Below are 16,478 nucleotides of genomic sequence, written 5' to 3'. Positions count from 1 at the left end.
AAATGGATGCAGGACGACAGGCCGGACGACATGGACTTCATTCCGGAACTTCTGGAATTGATGCCGCTCTCCGCCAGCGATGTCCTGATCTGCGATGGCCCGGCGCTGGCGCGCGCCTATCGACTGCTGAACCCGACCGCCCGGATTACGGCCATCGGTGCAGCTGACCCGGAGATTGTCGATGCGGTCATCGACGGACGTGTCGAGACATTGCCGAAATCCAGGATTGGCGGGCCGTTCGATCTTGTCGTCATCAATGAAACGCTTGGCGCCCTGAACGATCCGGCCCGGCTTCTGGGGCGGCTTTCGGCGCGAATGAGGCCGGGCGGACATCTCGTTACCTCTTACCGGAACGATGTGCACTGGTTGCGGATGCGTGCTCGTCTGGAAGGAAAGGCGGTATCGCGTGACGCGCTGACGCCTGACGGGGCGGCGGGTATGCTGGCCGATGCCGGATTGACCTTGCGGCGCGTGCGCGGACATCGGCAACATATGCCGGCAGGTCAGGACCGGCAGTGGTTCGATGGCATGTTGCAGGCCGGCCTGACCAGCGGCTGCGAGTCGGATCAAATGGAATCCAGGCTGGCGGTCACGCATTACGTCTCTGTCGCCACCAGGCCAGAGGAAGATGGCAGCTTTCAGAAGGCAATGCGGTTCCACCAGGTCGAACTCGCGGCGGGGATGGAGGTGCGCACACGCATTCCCGCGACAGCGCTGTCGGCAGAGCCTTCGCTTCATGTGACTACCGTCTTCAAGCGATACGAGGTTCCGGACGTCGGATCGGCTGGGGGCGTCCTGCTGCTGCAACGACCGCGCATATCCGACCCCAAACGGCTGGTGGACTATGTTGCATCCTGTCAGAAGCGGGGGATTGTGGTGATTGTCGAATATGACGACGATCCGACGCTGGTGTCCCGTGTCCTCAAACGCGACGATACGCCAGAGATTTACCGGCGTAATATCGCGCTTGCCCATGCCGTGCAGACTTCGACCGCCTCGCTGGCAGAGCAATTTCGGAAATCCAATCCCGAGGTCATGTTCTTTCCCAATGTCGCCGGGCAACTGCCCCCGCTGCGCCAGCATCGGGCGGGGGCCGTGCGGGTCCTGTTCGGGGCGCTGAACCGCAGCCGGACAGCAGAACTGGCGGCGGAATTCGCGCCGTCCATTGCGGCCTTGCCCGACGCCTGTTTCGAGGTCGTCCATGACCGCGCCTTTTTCGATGCGCTGCCGGCGGAGAACAAGAATTTCCTGAGCAGGATGAAATATGACCGCTATCTCGACCTGATGGGGCGCTGCGATATCTGCCTGATGCCGCTGGAGGGGCTGCCCGAGGAGCTCGGCAAGTCGGATGTCAAATGGGTTGAGGCTGCGAGCCGCGGGGCCATCGCGATCGGCTCACCCGCGGTCTATGAGGGCACCATTCGGCATGGCGAGAATGGATTCATCACCCGTGAACCCGGCGATTGGTCGCGCCTGCTGATCGAACTTGCAGCCGACCCGGCCTTGCGCAACCCGGTTGCGGCGACAGCCTGGGCCGAGGTGCGAGACAGTCGCATGATGGCCCAGCAGGTCGCCGCCCGGCGGGACTGGTATCATGATCTCATGATGCGCCGGGACGAGATCTTCGCCAATGCAATCCGGCGCAGCCCTGCCTTGGTCGAGGCGCTTGCCGCCGGCTGATCCCGTTACTCTGCCGGACCAGCCAGCGGACGGATGCGCAGCTTGGTGATGCGGTTCTCCTTCCGGGTCACGACCTCGAAGCGATAGCCGTGGAACGAGAAGACCTGTCCCTGCGCCGGGATCGACTGGGCCATGTGGATGACCAGACCGGCGACGGTATTGGCCTCCTCGTCGGGCAGACTCCAGTCGAGCGCGCGGTTGAGGTCGCGGATCGTCATCGCCCCGTCGATCAGGTAATCGCCGCCCGGTCCGGGTTTCAGGTCATGGGCGGCCTCGGTGTCGTGTTCGTCGGCGATCTCGCCCACGATTTCCTCGATGATGTCTTCCAGCGTGATCAGCCCGCGCAGCGCGCCGTATTCATCGACGACAAGCGCGAAATGCGAACGCCGCTTGAGGAAGGCCCGCATCTGTTCATCCAGCGCCGTGGTCTCGGGCACGAAATAGGGCTTCATCGCCACCGACATCACGTCGAAATCGCGCACCGCATCGGCGGCGTCGCCTTCGCCGTCATAGGCGGATTTGTGGATCGCGCGCAGCACGTCCTTGGCATGGATGACGCCGACCACGTTCTCGCGCTCGCCCTTATAGACCGGCAGGCGGGTATGGGGGCTGGACAGCACCGCGTCGAGGATCGCCGCCGGATCGAGCGCGGCGTCGATCATCTGGATCTCCGAGCGGTGCTTCATGATCTCCTCGACGCTGCGATTGCCGAGATCGAGCGCGCCCAGCAGACGGTCGCGATCCTCTTTCTCGACCGTGCCGGATTCGTGGCCGATGGTCAGGGCACCGGCGATTTCCTCATGGACCGAGAACATGTTCGCATCGGGATCGGTCTGTAGCCCGAACAGCCGCAGGATGGCGCGCACGAAGGCGCGCACCACCATGACGATGGGCGACAGCACCTTCATCACCAGCGACATCGGACGCGCCACGACCGAGGCCAGCGATTCCGGATTGGCGATGGCATAGGTTTTGGGCATCACCTCGGCGAAGATCAGCACCAGAACCGTCATCACCATTGTCGCGACGGCCACCCCGTGGGAACCGAACAGCGTCGTGAACAGCGCCGTCGCCAGCGAGGCCGAGAGGATGTTCATGACATTGTTGCCCAGCAGGATCGCCCCGATCAGCCGGTCGCTGTCGCGGGTCAGGGCGAGGGCGGTCTCGGCACCGGTATCGCCCTTGTCGGCGCGGTTGCGCAGCTTGGCGCGGCTGGCGGCAGTGAGTGCGGTTTCCGAACCCGAGAAGAAGGCCGAGCCGATCAGCAGGAACAGGATGGCGATGCCGAAGGTCCAGACAAGCGTGCTTGGCCCGCCGTCTTGCGGAACGGGGGCATCGGCTGTCTGGGCAGCGGCGGCGGTAAGATAGGGCAGTAAGGTCATCATGATGCGCTCAAACGCGGGCGAGGGGGTGATGGTTCAGCACCAGATCGCGCATCCGCGCGTCCAGTACATGGGTATAGATCTCGGTCGTCGACAGATCGGCATGACCGAGCAGGGTCTGGATGGCGCGCAGATCGGCGCCGCCTTCCAGAAGATGGGTGGCAAAGGCATGGCGGATGACATGGGGGGTGACGCGGCCCGGGTCGATGCCGGCGGCAAGGGCCAGGTCGCGGATCAGGTCGTTCATCGACTTGCGCGCCATATGCCCGGCCTTCGAGGCGGCGGGAAACAGGAAGCGGCCGCCCTTGTCGGCGATCAGCCGGCCAAGCGGGCTGTCCTTGGCGGCGTGATCGCGGACCGCCAGCCAGTCATGCAGCGCCGCCTGCGCGGGGGCAGACAGCGGCACCATGCGTTCCTTGCCGCCCTTGCCCCGGATCAGCAGCAATTGCGGATCGCCCCGCGTCGCCGCCACCGGCAGCGAGACCAGCTCGCTGACCCGCATTCCGGTGGCGTAAAGCAGTTCGATCAGGCAGCGGTTGCGGGCGCGGTCGGCCTCGGTCCGGCCGGTCTTCGGGGCGGCGTCCAGCAGGGCGGTGACTTCGGGTTGGCTCAGCACCTTGGGCAGGCGTTGGGTCTTGCCCGGGCCCTGGATGCGGATCGCGGGGTCGTCCTCGCGCCAGCCTTCCTCCAGCGCGAAGCGGGTCAGCTGGCGGATCGCCGAGAGGCGCCGCGCCCGGGTCGAGCGCGCCAGCCCCTGCGCTTCGCAATGGGACAGATAGCCGACGATCTGGTCGCGGCTGACGCGGTCGAAATCCAGCCCTTCCGCTGCCAGCCAATCGGCGAAATCGGCCAGATCGCGGCCATAGCTCAGGATGGTATTGCGCGCCGCCCCCGCCTCGGCCGCCTGCGCGTCGAGGAAGGTGGCGATGCGCTGCTTGAGGGCGGTCATTGCGAGGCGACCTTCAGCAGCGGGTCGATGGCGATCTGGGTGGCGACGCGGCGGGCATCGGCGATCAGGCCGAGTTCGCGCAACATCCGCACTCCGCGAACGGCACGGGTGATGTCGCCCTGGGTGCCGGCATCGGCATCGGCAAGCGCACCGTAAAGCGCCGGCGCGAGCGCGATGCCGTCCTTGGGATCGGGCTGGGGCGGCAACTCAGCCGCGAAGACCGGTGCCAGCGCGCCAAGCGCCGGCGTCAGCGGTTCGGGCTGGCCGCCGGTCGCCAGTGCCAGAAGCGAGGCGTCGAGCTTGTCTTCGGGTGCGCGCGCGACCTCGGTCTCTCCGGCCCAGAGCCGCAGCCACAGCGCCAGATGGGCGGCATCGCCCTGCAGGATCTCGGGCTGCAGCCGGGGGGCGGCGATGGCGGCGAAACTGTCGCGCAGCCCGGCCTGTTCCATGCGCTGAAAGGCGGTGACCAGAGCCGGGCCGATCCGCGCCGCATCCCCGGTCGCCAGTGCCGCATCCAGCGCCTGCACCGCCGCCGCGCGTTCCCATACCCCGCCCGAGGCCGCTGGCCGCTGTGCAGTATAAAGCTGGTCAAGGATGCTGGCGGGCAGGGCGCGCGCCCGCGCCAGACGCTCGGCTGCTTCCAGTTGCGCCTTCCAGCCGGAATGGTTCTCAATATCCGACCAGGCATAGGCCAGCGGCAGATCGCCGGTCGGCAGCGGCTGGCCGATCGCCTCGTGCAGGCGGAAATCCAGCGGGTTGATCGGGTCCGGAGGGGCCAGCAGGTCACCGCTTTCGGCGCTGGCATCGTCCAGATAGCGCGACATCAGCTCGGCGGTGGGGGCGTCGATCATGCCAAGGCGCGTGGCGCCCAGAAACAGCACTGCCGCCGCATCCCAGTCGCCGGTCTGCGCCAGACAGAAGGCCCGCGCCTCGGGATCGGTCGCGATGCCGGTGGCCAGGTTCATCTGGCGGCACACCTGTTCATCCCCGCCCAGAAGCAGCGACAGTTCGAACAGGCGCCGGAACGTGTCCGGCCCGTTATGGCCGGCCCCCTGCAGAAGATCGCGGGCCGAGGGCAGGGCGCCGGCATCGACCAGTTGATCGACGCGGGCGGCGAAGAATTCCCCGATCCGTGCAGAATCGGACACGGCGGGCGGGGCCAACTGGGCCTCAAGCACCCTGCGGGTGATCTGGGCCGAAGCCGGAAGCGAGGGATTGGCGCGAATCATCCGTATCGCGGTGTCGAGATCGGTGCCGTTCCAGAAATCCTCGGGCAGGCCGGCCTGCCGGGCCGAGATGATCCCCGCCCCGTCCGGGTCAGCCGCGCTCAACCGGCGCACGCCGACCGGCACGGCGGCAGCATTCTCGGCGATATTATCGGATTCGGGGCTGGCCTCGCCCTGACCGCGCAGCCGCGCGGCATCGGGCGGCACCGGATCGCCGGGCCGCCATGCACTTGCCGTGCCGGGTGGGGGGCGACCGCCTTTCAGCCAGTCATTGGCGGAAAGCGGTGCCTCTTGCGCCATAACCGGCGTGAAACCCGGGCCTGCAACAAGGCCCATGACAACAAGCAGGGCGCCGAGGCCCCCGCCCATGATCCGCAGATCAGTCCAGCCCATTCGTCTCCGTTTCTTCGGCGTTCTCGCTCGCCGGTTCTTCCGTGGCCGCGTCGTTTGCGGGGGGCGCCGTTTCGGGGGCGGGGGCCGCCGCGACCGGTGCCGGGGCCCCGGTATCCAGCGCGACCGGCTGGCGCATTTCCTGCTGACGCGGGGCCATGTCGCCCAGATAGGCGTAGCCGGTCAGCGCCAGAAACGCCAAGAGCACAATCACCACCAGAAATTTCAGCAACCGCATTTTCTGCCCTTTCGCCTGCCGCCGGTTCCGGCTTTTCAGCCGGTTTGCCGCTTTATAACTGGCATTTCGGGAAAGATCACGCCATTCACGGCATGAATCGAACGGGAAGGCGGGATGCAGGGACAGATCGTGATGGTCGGCATGATGGGGGTCGGAAAGACCGCCGTCGGGCAGGAAATTGCCCGTCATCTCGGCGTCGTTTTCACCGATACCGATGCCGAGATCGAACGTGCCGCCGCCATGTCGATCCCGGAAATCTTCGCCCGCGACGGCGAGGCCTTCTTCCGTGACCGCGAATCGCTGGTGCTGTCGCGGCTGCTGGAAGGGCGGAGCGGGGTTATCTCGACCGGGGGCGGGGCCTGGATCCAGCCGCAGAACCAGGCGCTGATCCGCGCGGCCGGCCTGTCGCTCTGGCTGGATGCCGATCTGGAAACGCTCTGGCAGCGTGTGCGCCAGCGTCCGACAAGGCCGCTGCTGCTGACCGAGGATCCGCGCGGCACGCTGGCGCGGCTGATCGAACAGCGCAGCCCGGTCTATGCCCGCGCCGATCTGCATCTGAAAAGCGATTCCGCATCCGATGTCGAAACCACCGCCCGCCGCGCGATCGATCTGATCCGCAGCGCGCGCCCCCGCTTTCTGGAGGAAAAATGACCCGCACCGTCCATGTCCCGCTGGGAGATCGCGCCTATGACGTGCGCATCGGTGCGGGCCTGATCGCACGCGCCGGCGCCGAGATCGCACCCTTTCTGGCCCGCCCGCGGGTCGTGATCGTCACCGACGAAAATGTCGGGCGTCTGCACCTGCCGGCACTGGAGACCGCGCTGCGGCAGGAAGGCATCGCCTCCGAGGCGCTGACCCTGCCCGCAGGCGAGGCCACGAAATCCTGGCCGAACCTGACCCGCGTGGTCGAATGGCTGCTGGAACAGAAGGTCGAACGGCGCGATATCGTCGTGGCACTGGGCGGGGGCGTGATCGGCGATCTCGTGGGCTTTGCCGCCGCCATCCTGCGGCGCGGGGTGCGCTTCGTGCAGATGCCGACCTCGCTTCTGGCGCAGGTCGACAGTTCGGTCGGCGGCAAGACCGGGATCAATTCGCCCCATGGCAAGAACCTGATCGGGGCCTTTCACCAGCCCTCGCTGGTTCTGGCCGATATCGGGGTGCTCGACACGCTCACGCCCCGCGATTTTCTGGCCGGTTACGGCGAGGTGATGAAATACGGGCTGCTCGGCGACGCCGATTTCTTCGCCTGGCTCGAAGGCAACGCCCCCCGCCTGCGCGACGATATGGACGCCCGCGCCCATGCCGTCGCCCATTCCGTCGCCATGAAGGCCGGTATCGTCGAGCGTGACGAGACCGAACAGGGAGAGCGCGCGCTTCTGAACCTTGGCCATACCTTCGGTCATGCGCTGGAATCCGCGACCGGCTATTCCGACCGGCTGCTGCATGGCGAAGGCGTGGCCATCGGTTGCGCGCTCGCGTTCGAACTGTCGGCGCGGATGGGGCTGTGCAGTCAGGAGGACCCGTCGCGGGTCGGGGCGCATCTGGCCGAGATGGGGATGCCGGCGCGGCTGTCGGATGTGCCCGGCGACCTGCCCGGCGATGCGGAACTGATCGCGCTGATGGGGCAGGACAAGAAAGTCGTCGATGGCAAGCTGCGCTTCATCCTTGCGCGCGGGATCGGGCAGTCCTTCGTCTCGGACGATGTGCAGCATTCCGACCTGCTGGAAGTTCTTTCCGCATCGCGTTGATCTGAAATTGAAAAGGCCCGCGCGTGGCGGGCCTTCGATGCCGTGGTTTGGCGATCAGAACGGGATTTCGTCGTCGAAATCCGGGCGCCCGCCACCGCCGCCGCCGCCCTGGTTGCCGCCACCCGAGGGGCCGCTGTCATAGCCGCCGCCATCGCCGTAACCGCCGCCACCGCCATAGCTTCCACCCGAACCGCCACGGCTGCCGCCGCCTTCGCCGCGCCCGTCAAGCAGGGTCAGCTCGCCGCGATAGGGACGCAGCACCACCTCGGTCGTATAGCGGTCCTGGCCGGACTGGTCCTGCCATTTGCGGGTCTCAAGCTGGCCTTCCAGATAGACCTTGCTGCCCTTGCGCAGATATTGCTCGGCGATACGCCCCAGCGGTTCGGAAAAGATCGCGACCGAGTGCCATTGCGTCCGCTCCTGCCGTTCGCCGGAATTGCGGTCCTTCCACTGTTCCGAGGTGGCAATGCGCAGGTTCACCACCTTGCCGCCGTTCTGGAACGTGCGGACTTCCGGGTCGGCCCCCAGATTGCCGATCAGGATCACCTTGTTGACGCTGCCTGCCATGTCGTACCTTTCCCATATTCGTCGTGACGGTCTAGCCCGCAGCGGGGGCAGGCGGCAAGCCTGATCCTTCGTTGCCCCGCTGGAATCGCATCGGCGCCTTTTGCACGGCTTCGGCGAAAACCTGCCGATGCGGCGAGGGTGGGGAACCCGATTCCGAAGCATCTGGTGAAATGGTCAAATTCGCGTATAGTCTGACCGAATAATAACAAGTCACGGGTAGGGACATGATCGGCAGAGCTTTCAACCGCCTCGGCGCAGCAATGAAGGTCGGGGCGATTGCGGCCTGTGTCAGCGCCACCGCGCTGCCCATGCCGGCCTCGGCCGACGGGCTCAACCTCAAGGCGGTGAGCGAGCGGAACCGGCAGGCACAGTTCGACCGCCAGAAGCAGTTGATGGATTCGCGGCTGGCCAGCCAGTATCAGCAGTCGAAGCGGCTGCGCCCGACCGGCCGGCAGGTGGTGAATGTCACCACGATGGAGCTTTCGCCGACGATCTCGACCAAGGCCTATAACGGCAAGCGCTCGGCCTATATCCCCCATGCGCAGGCGATGGCGCGGAAATACGGCATCCCCGAGGCGTTGTTCCTGCGGCTGGTGAACCAGGAATCGCGCTGGAACCCGAATGCGCGCTCGCACAAGGGGGCGATGGGGCTGGCGCAGCTGATGCCGGGCACCGCCGCGAAACTGGGTGTGAACCCGCGCGATCCGGTGCAGAATCTGGAAGGCGGGGCGCGCTATCTGCGCATGATGTACAACCAGTTCGGCGATTGGCGACTGGCACTGGCGGCCTATAATGCCGGGCCGGGCGCGGTGCAGAAATATGGCGGCATCCCGCCCTATCGCGAGACCCGCAACTATGTGCGCATCATCGCCGGCGGCTGATCCGGCCCGCGAAAGGCGCAGGAAAAAAGGGGCCTCGCGGCCCCTTTTGTCATTTCGGACGCCGCTTCAGCGGGTGCCCAGCGCCGAGGGGATGATGCGGGTGTATTTCGTGCCCTCGATCGCCGCGCCGGCCATGATGCCGGTCTCGCCGAAGATCATCGCCAGGATCGGGTGATTATAGGTGACGGTATCGGCGCCGAAGCTCAGCCCGTTTTCGGGCAGGGCGTAGAAGGCACCGGCCCCCGCGACCCAGCCCGGCGCGGCGCGGAAATCGCCAAGCGCCTTGTCGGTCTGGAAGACCAGCACCTGCGCATATTGCCGCGCGCCGGCCTGGAAACCGACCGAGGCCTGCGTCGCCGAATAGTAGTCGACGGTCTGGCCACGGATGCGCAGCGCGCCTTCGCCGTAAGAGCCGCCGACCCCCAGCCCCGCCTGCGTCATCACCGGAATGACCAGCACGCCATTGGCGTTTTCCAGCAGCGGGCCGGCGCTCGGATATTTGGTGATCAGCTCGTTCAGCGTGCCGTTCACCCGGCCCTCAAGCACCTGCGTCGCATTGGTGCTGGTGCTGTTGTTGCAGGCGGCGAGTGTGAAAAGCGCAGCACCGCCGACGAAGGCGCGACGAGTCAAAACCTTGTGTTTGTCCATGCTCAAAACCCCACTATTTTGATGCAGAATAACGAAATTGCCCTGCTCAGGCCAGAGCTTCCGCGACCTCGGGGGCAAAATAGGTCAGGATTCCGTCGCAGCCGGCGCGGCGGAAGGCCAGCAGGCTTTCCAGCACCACCTCGCGCGACAGCCAGCCCTGCCGGATCGCACCCTCGATCATCGCGTATTCGCCGCTGACCTGATAGGCGAAGGTCGGCGCGCCGAAGCGGTCACGGACCTCTCGGCAGATATCCAGATAGGGCAAGCCGGGCTTGACCATCACCATGTCGGCACCTTCCGACAGGTCGCGGGCGACGCAGCGCAGGGCTTCCTCGCGGTTCGCGGGGTTGATCTGATAGGTCTTCTTGTCGCCGACCAGCCGGCCCGATGCGCCGACCGCGTCGCGGAACGGCCCATAGAACCCCGAGGCGAATTTCGCCGCATAGGACATGATCGCCACATCCTTGTGGCCGCGCTGTTCCAGCGCCGCGCGCAGCGCCCCGATGCGCCCGTCCATCATGTCCGAGGGCCCGAGGATATCGGCCCCGGCCTCGGCCTGCACGAGTGCCATGCGGGTCAGGCATTCGACGGTCTCGTCATTCACGATCACGCCGTCGCGCACGATCCCGTCATGGCCGTTGGCGTTATAGGGATCGAGCGCGATATCCGTCATCACCAGCAGATCGGGCACCGCCTCTTTCACTGCGCGGATCGCCTGATTGCCGATATTGTCGGGGTCCCAGGCGCGTTCGCAGCTTTCGGTCTTCAGCGCCTGATCGGAATGCGGAAAGATGCAGACCGCCGGGATGCCCAGACGGGCGGCGCGTTCGGCCGCGGCCTTCACGCCATCGACGGTATAGCGCATCACCCCGGGCATGGACGGGATTTCGGCATCCGCGCCCTCGACCTCGGTCACGAAGACCGGCCAGATCAGGTCGCGGGCGGACAGCCCGGTTTCGGCCACCAGATCGCGCAGACCCGCCGTGCGGCGCAGCCGGCGCGGGCGGGACAGCGGGAAGGGGGCGAGGATCGGGTTCGGGGACATCGGCATTCGTCCTTTTCCTTGTTCGGCCCCTGTTCTAAGGTCGCCGAGGTGCCCCGGCAAGCAGGCAAACCCGAGACAGGCTTTCCCCGCGTGATAGTTTCCGAAATTCTTTCCATCCTCGATGCCCGATCCTTCGCATCGCCCTGGTTCTGGCTGGTGCTGGTCAGTCTCTGGACGCTGGCCGGGCGCGGCGTGCTGGGCGTGCCAAACGATGTGCTGGCGCGCGCCGGGCAGGCCCTGCGCAATGCCGACGATACCGATCCCGAGGGCGCGCATCTGCTGCTCGACTGGCTGTCGCTGCAATTGCCGCGCTGGCAGATCAGCCCCGGCATGGGCGCGGTTCTGACCGGCGCCGCCGCTTTCGGGCTGACCACGCTGGCGCTTCTGGGCTTTCGCTATCAGCTGGAAATGGCGCAGGCGCTGACGCTGCTCGCCGCGCCCTTCGCGCTTCTGCTGGTCCTGAAGCTGCGACTGGCCCGGCAGCTTGGCTGGGTGATGGAGGCCGCGCATCTGGGCCAGCCCGCCCGTGTCGCGGCGATCGAGGCGATGCGGCGCATCAATCGCTATCGCCTGCAACATACGGTGATCTCGCTTCTGGCGGTCACCCTCACCGCTTTCTGGGCCGCGCGCTGGATGGCGTTCCATCCGAACGGCATGTGACCTTGACCCCGCCGCCCTCTGGGTTATCTGAACGCCATGGCTGACATCATCACCCTTTCCGGCGCCCCCGAGGGCTATGACGCCGCACTTCTGGCCCGCGAGGCCGAACGCGGGCCGGTCATCCACATCGCCCGCGACGACCGCCGGGCCGAGGCCATGCGCGAGGCGCTGCGTTTCGTCGCGCCGGGCCTGACGGTGCTGGATTTCCCGGCCTGGGACACCACGCCTTACGACCGGGTTTCACCGGCGGGCGAGATCATGGCGGCGCGGATGGCGACGCTGGCGGCACTCGCCCATGGTGCGGTGCCGGGAAAATTCGTGCTGCTGACGACGCTGAACGCCGCCATCCAGCGGGTGCCGCCGCGCGCGGCGCTGAAGGATGCCAGCTTCACCGCGCGGGTGGGGCATCGCATGGACGAGGCCGGCCTGCGCGCCTGGCTGGTCCGCATGGGCTTCGTGCAGGCCCCGACCGTGACCGAGCCGGGCGATTACGCCATTCGCGGCGGCATCGTCGATATCTGGCCGCCGGGCCCTTCGGGGCCGATCCGGCTGGACCTGTTCGGCGATGTGCTGGATTCGGCGCGCCGCTTCGATCCTGAAACCCAGCGCAGCAAGGACAAGCTCGACCGGCTGGAACTGGTGCCGATGTCCGAGGTGATCCTGGACGAAGACGCCATCACCCGCTTCCGCACCACCTATCGCGCCGAATATGGCGGCGGTTCCAACGACCCGCTTTACGAGGCCGTCAGCGCCGGGCGCAAGCTGGCCGGAACCGAGCACTGGCTGCCCTGGTTCTATGAAAGTCTCGACAGCATCTTCGATTATCTCCCCGGCGCCTCGGTGATGCTGGACGACCGCAGCCAGCAGGTGCTGGATGCCCGCTGGGAGATGATCGCCGAGCAATACTCTGCCCGGAAGGAAGCCGGCGCGAAGCGCGGGGCCGAAAACGTCTATCGCCCGGTCGCGCCGGACGCCATGTTCGCGACCGATCCCGAATGGCAGAACTGGCTGGGCGCGCGCCGCCAGTTGCGCCTCTCGGTCAATGCCGCGCCGCCCGGTCCCGGCGTTCTGGATGCCGGCGGCAGGATCGGCCGGAATTTCGCGCCCGAACGCCAGTCGGAGCAACTGGACCTTTTCGGCGCGCTCGCCGCCCATCTGCGTGACCTGCGCAAGACCCATCGCGTCGTCATCGCCTCGTTCTCGGACGGCGCGCGCGAACGCCTGCGCGGGCTGATCGCTGACGAAGGCGTCGAGGGCGCGAAGGACATCGCGCGGCTGGCCGATCTGCCGGATCAGCCCGGCGCGCTCGGCCTCGCGGTCTGGCCGCTGGAGGAAGGGTTTACCGCAGACGGCACCGCGCTCGGGAAGATCGCGGTGATCTCGGAACAGGATGTACTGGGCGACCGGCTGATCCGGGGGGCGCGGAAACGCCGCCGGGCCGAGAATTTCCTGAAGGACACCACCGCGCTGAGCCCTGGCGATCTGGTCGTGCATGTCGAACACGGGATCGGGCGCTATACCGGGCTCGAAACCATCCGCGCCGCCGGGGTGCCGCATGACTGCGTGGCGCTGGAATATGCCGGCGGTGACCGGCTCTATCTGCCGGTCGAGAATATCGAACTGCTCAGCCGTTACGGGCACGAGGAAGGGCTGCTGGACCGCTTGGGCGGCGGGGCGTGGCAGGCGCGCAAGGCGCGGCTGAAGGAACGCATCCGCCTGATCGCCGACCGGCTGATGCGGGTCGCCGCCGAACGGCTGCTGCGCACCGCCCCGGTGCTGGAACCCGATCATCACGACTGGGAGGCTTTTTCGGCCCGCTTCCCCTATACCGAGACCGACGACCAGATGACCGCCATCGAGGACGTGATGGCCGATCTGGCGGCGGGCCGGCCCATGGACCGGCTGATCGTCGGCGATGTGGGCTTCGGCAAGACCGAGGTGGCGATGCGCGCCGCCTATATCGCCGCGAGCCAGGGCAAGCAGGTCGCGGTGATCGCGCCGACCACGCTTCTGGCCCGCCAGCATGCCCGCAGCTTCGCCGAACGTTTCCGTGGCACGCCCCTGAACGTCCGCCCGCTGTCGCGCTTCGTCAGCGCCAAGGATGCCGCGGCGACGCGGGCAGGGCTGGCCGATGGCAGCGTCGATATCGTCGTCGGCACCCATGCGGTGCTGGCCAAGGCGGTGCGTTTCAGAAATCTGGGCCTGCTGGTCATCGACGAGGAACAGCATTTCGGCGTCGGCCACAAGGAACGCCTGAAAGAGCTGCGCAGCGACGTGCATGTGCTGACCATGACCGCGACGCCGATCCCGCGCACCCTGCAACTGTCGCTGTCGGGGGTGCGCGACCTCTCGATCATCGGCACGCCGCCGGTGGATCGCCTCGCGATCCGCACCTATGTGTCGGAATTCGACAGCGTCACCATCCGCGAGGCGCTGCTGCGCGAGAAATATCGCGGCGGGCAAAGCTTCTTCGTCGTCCCCCGCATCGCCGATCTGCCGGAAATCGAGGACTGGCTGCGCGAGAACGTCCCCGAGGTCAGCTTCATCGTCGCCCATGGCCAGATGGCGGCGGGCGATCTGGATCAGCGGATGAACGCCTTCTATGACGGCCAGGCCGATGTGCTGCTGGCGACGACCATCGTCGAAAGCGGCCTCGATATCCCGACCGCGAATACGATGATCGTCTGGCGCGCGGATATTTACGGCCTCGCCCAGCTGTACCAGATCCGGGGCCGGGTCGGGCGCTCGCGGACGCGCGCCTATTGCTACCTGACCACCAAACCGCGCAGCCCGCTGACCCCGCAGGCCGAACGGCGGCTGAAGTTTCTGGGCAATATCGACGGGCTCGGGGCAGGCTTCAACCTCGCCTCGCAGGATCTCGACCTGCGGGGGGCGGGGAACCTTCTGGGCGAGGAACAGTCGGGCCATATCAAGGAAGTCGGCTTCGAGCTTTACCAGGCGATGCTGGAGGAAACCATCGCCAAGCTGAAATCGGGCGAGCTGGAAGGCACACCCGAGGACGAATGGGCGCCGCAGTTGAACCTCGGCGTGCCGGTGACGATCCCGGAAGGCTATATCGCCGATCTGGATGTGCGGCTGGGGCTGTACCGGCGGCTCGCGGATATTTCCTCAAAGGTCGAGATGGAGGGGTTTGCCGCCGAACTCATCGACCGTTTCGGCCCGGTCCCGCGCGAGGTCACCATGCTGATGAACGTCATCCGCATCAAGGCCATGGCCAAGCGCGCCAATATCGCCCGGCTGGATGCCGGCCCGAAAGGCGCGACGGTGCAGTTCCATGGCGACAAGTTCCCCAACCCGGCGGGTCTGGTCGAATTCCTGACCGATCAGCGCGGGCAGGCCAAGGTCAAGGACAACAAGATCGTCATCCGCCGCGACTGGTCCACGGACGGCGACCGCATCAAGGGCGCTTACGGCATCGCCCGCGATCTGGCCGCGAAGGCGAAGGGCTGAAAAAGCGGGCGAGGGGTTTGGCGCGATAAGGGCGTTGCGTCGGACCGAGGCCGAACTGGCCTACAATCCGCGAGGCAGGCGTTCAGCTCCTGTCAGGAAAGCCCCGTGGCATTCGCGAGGATGGCCGCGCGAACGGGCATAGAACCCGACATCTTCCCGAGGCAGGTTCAACGAAGAAAACGCACCTGATCGTGCCGCATCCCTCGGAAATCAATGTCAAAAGAAAGATTGGCTGGGGCGGTAGGATTCGAACCTACGGTACACGGTACCAAAAACCGATGCCTTACCACTTGGCCACGCCCCAACTGTGGGGGGCTGTCTAGCGCCGGTTGCGGGGTGGTGCAAGGGGGTTTTGGAAAAACTTGCGGGCAGATTTCGGCACGCGTATGGCACGGTCATGGATTGCGAATTCCTGATCATCGGGGCGGGCGCGGCTGGCCTATTCTGTGCCGGCACGGCCCGCGCGCAAGGGGCGAGCGTCGTGGTCATCGACCATGTCGCCCGACCCGGAGAGAAGATTCGCATCTCGGGCGGGGGGCGGTGCAATTTCACCAATATGGCCACCGCGCGCGACCGCTTCCTGTCGGAAAATCCGCGATTCCCGGCCTCGGCGCTGGCGGGATTCAGGCCGCAGGATTTCGTGGCGCTTGTCGATCGGGCCGGGATCGCCTGGCATGAGAAGACGCAAGGCCAGTTGTTCTGCGACGGCAAGGCCACGCAGATCACCGATATGCTGATCCGCCGCATGGAGGGCGCCGCGCTGTGGCTGGAGACAACGCTGCAAGGCCTCGACCGCGACGGCGAGGGGTTTGTGGCGCGTAGCTCGCGGGGGGTGATCCGGGCGCGGCGGGTGGTCGTCGCCTGTGGCGGCAAGTCGATCCCGAAGATGGGGGCGACGGGTCTGGGTTACGATCTGGCCCGGCAATTCGGGCTGCGCCTGGTCGAGACCCGGCCGGGCCTCGTGCCGCTGACCTTTGCCGAGCAGGATCTGGCGCAGTGCAAGCCGCTTGCCGGGATTTCGGTCGAGGTTGAGATCCGTCATGAAAAGACCCGTTTCCGCGATGCGCTTCTGTTCACCCATCGCGGGCTCTCGGGGCCAGCGGTGCTGCAGATTTCCAGCTTCTGGCAGCCGGGCGATGGTATCGTGATCGACCTCGCCCCCGGGCTCGATCTGGGTGCTGTGCTGCGCGAGCGGCGCGGGCAGGGCGGCCGGGTCGCGCTGCTGACCGTGCTGGGCGCGCATCTGCCGGCGCGGCTGGCCGAGGCGATTGCCGGCGATCTCGGCCTGATGGGGGCGCGGCTGGCCGATCAGAACAATGCGAGCATCGAGCGGATCGCGGCACGCATCCATCGCTGGCAGGTCCGGCCGGTCGGTTCCGAAGGCTATCGCACCGCCGAGGTGACGGTCGGCGGCGTCGATACCCGCGATCTCGATGCGAAGACCCTGGAGGCGCGGGCTGTGCCGGGGCTGCATTTCATCGGCGAATGCGTCGATGTGACCGGCTGGCTCGGCGGTTACAACTTTCAATGGGCCTGGGCCTCGGGCCATGCGGCGGGGCTTTCGCAGGCGGCGGGGCCGCGCTAGAAGGCGGG

14 protein-coding genes and 1 tRNA gene are annotated in these 16,478 nt (G+C 66.6%); 7 read left to right on the top strand and 8 right to left on the bottom strand.

The window, feature by feature from the left end; all coding sequences use genetic code 11:
- Nucleotides 1–6 precede the first annotated feature (6 nt).
- Nucleotides 7–1,680: a methyltransferase domain-containing protein gene (locus Q0330_RS05625; protein ID WP_299475711.1), complete on the top strand. Its 1,674-nt coding sequence runs from the start codon at nt 7–9 to the stop codon at nt 1,678–1,680.
- A gap of 5 nt (nt 1,681–1,685) precedes the next feature.
- Here Q0330_RS05625 and Q0330_RS05620 read toward each other — a convergent pair whose 3' ends face one another.
- Genes Q0330_RS05620 through Q0330_RS05605 form a run of 4 tightly spaced genes read right to left on the bottom strand, consistent with a single transcriptional unit; the run spans nt 1,686 to nt 5,865 of the window.
- On the bottom strand, nt 1,686–3,065 hold the full coding sequence (locus tag Q0330_RS05620; RefSeq protein ID WP_299475708.1) for an HlyC/CorC family transporter: 1,380 nt from the start codon (nt 3,063–3,065) through the stop codon (nt 1,686–1,688).
- A 7-nt stretch (nt 3,066–3,072) separates the two neighbouring features.
- Nucleotides 3,073–4,011 (bottom strand): tyrosine recombinase, encoded by a 939-nt coding sequence (locus Q0330_RS05615; RefSeq protein WP_299475705.1) that lies wholly within the window; start codon nt 4,009–4,011, stop codon nt 3,073–3,075.
- Nucleotides 4,008–5,630 carry a hypothetical protein gene (locus Q0330_RS05610; protein ID WP_299475702.1) on the bottom strand — a complete coding sequence of 541 codons (1,623 nt, stop codon included), beginning with the start codon at nt 5,628–5,630 and terminating at the stop codon, nt 4,008–4,010. Before Q0330_RS05610 ends, Q0330_RS05615 begins: the two co-directional genes overlap by 4 nt.
- Nucleotides 5,617–5,865, bottom strand: coding sequence for a hypothetical protein (locus Q0330_RS05605; protein WP_299475699.1), 249 nt, complete (start codon nt 5,863–5,865; stop codon nt 5,617–5,619). Before Q0330_RS05605 ends, Q0330_RS05610 begins: the two co-directional genes overlap by 14 nt.
- A 114-nt stretch (nt 5,866–5,979) precedes the next feature.
- Here Q0330_RS05605 and Q0330_RS05600 point away from each other — a divergent pair, with 114 nt between their 5' ends.
- Together Q0330_RS05600 and aroB are read left to right on the top strand one after the other, a co-directional pair.
- On the top strand, nt 5,980–6,516 hold the full coding sequence (locus Q0330_RS05600) for a shikimate kinase (protein WP_299475695.1): 537 nt from the start codon (nt 5,980–5,982) through the stop codon (nt 6,514–6,516).
- The gene (gene aroB / locus Q0330_RS05595; protein WP_299475692.1) at nt 6,513–7,613 is read left to right on the top strand and encodes a 3-dehydroquinate synthase; all 1,101 of its coding nucleotides are present in this window, start codon (nt 6,513–6,515) and stop codon (nt 7,611–7,613) included. The genes Q0330_RS05600 and aroB overlap by 4 nt, the downstream gene beginning before the upstream one ends.
- 54 nt (nt 7,614–7,667) lie before the next feature.
- Here aroB and ssb read toward each other — a convergent pair whose 3' ends face one another.
- The gene (gene ssb / locus Q0330_RS05590; protein ID WP_299475689.1) at nt 7,668–8,180 is read right to left on the bottom strand and encodes a single-stranded DNA-binding protein; all 513 of its coding nucleotides are present in this window, start codon (nt 8,178–8,180) and stop codon (nt 7,668–7,670) included.
- A 308-nt stretch (nt 8,181–8,488) separates the two neighbouring features.
- Here ssb and Q0330_RS05585 point away from each other — a divergent pair, with 308 nt between their 5' ends.
- Complete coding sequence (locus Q0330_RS05585; protein WP_299476082.1) at nt 8,489–9,061, top strand: lytic transglycosylase domain-containing protein; 573 nt, start codon at nt 8,489–8,491, stop codon at nt 9,059–9,061.
- Nucleotides 9,062–9,127: 66 nt separating this feature from the next.
- Here Q0330_RS05585 and Q0330_RS05580 read toward each other — a convergent pair whose 3' ends face one another.
- Both Q0330_RS05580 and hemB read right to left on the bottom strand, forming a co-directional pair.
- Nucleotides 9,128–9,709: a YSC84-related protein gene (locus Q0330_RS05580; protein WP_299475686.1), complete on the bottom strand. Its 582-nt coding sequence runs from the start codon at nt 9,707–9,709 to the stop codon at nt 9,128–9,130.
- A gap of 46 nt (nt 9,710–9,755) precedes the next feature.
- A complete protein-coding gene (gene hemB, locus Q0330_RS05575; RefSeq protein ID WP_299476079.1) occupies nt 9,756–10,754 on the bottom strand; it encodes a porphobilinogen synthase in 999 nt (332 codons plus the stop codon).
- A gap of 90 nt (nt 10,755–10,844) precedes the next feature.
- Between hemB and Q0330_RS05570 the strand changes: the two genes are divergently transcribed.
- Together Q0330_RS05570 and mfd are read left to right on the top strand one after the other, a co-directional pair.
- Nucleotides 10,845–11,414: a hypothetical protein gene (locus Q0330_RS05570; protein WP_299475683.1), complete on the top strand. Its 570-nt coding sequence runs from the start codon at nt 10,845–10,847 to the stop codon at nt 11,412–11,414.
- A 36-nt stretch (nt 11,415–11,450) separates the two neighbouring features.
- Nucleotides 11,451–14,885, top strand: coding sequence for a transcription-repair coupling factor (mfd, locus tag Q0330_RS05565; RefSeq protein ID WP_299475680.1), 3,435 nt, complete (start codon nt 11,451–11,453; stop codon nt 14,883–14,885).
- A 229-nt stretch (nt 14,886–15,114) separates the two neighbouring features.
- On the opposite strand, the gene Q0330_RS05560 is transcribed toward mfd, so the two are convergent.
- A tRNA-Gln gene (locus Q0330_RS05560) sits at nt 15,115–15,189 on the bottom strand.
- Between the two features lie 93 nt (nt 15,190–15,282).
- Here Q0330_RS05560 and Q0330_RS05555 point away from each other — a divergent pair.
- On the top strand, nt 15,283–16,470 hold the full coding sequence (locus tag Q0330_RS05555) for an NAD(P)/FAD-dependent oxidoreductase (RefSeq protein ID WP_299475677.1): 1,188 nt from the start codon (nt 15,283–15,285) through the stop codon (nt 16,468–16,470).
- The last annotated feature ends 8 nt before the right edge of the window (nt 16,471–16,478 follow it).

Source organism: uncultured Paracoccus sp., assembly GCF_937873615.1.
In the GTDB taxonomy this organism is placed as follows: domain Bacteria; phylum Pseudomonadota; class Alphaproteobacteria; order Rhodobacterales; family Rhodobacteraceae; genus Paracoccus.
This window is presented reverse-complemented; position numbering and strand designations above follow the sequence as displayed.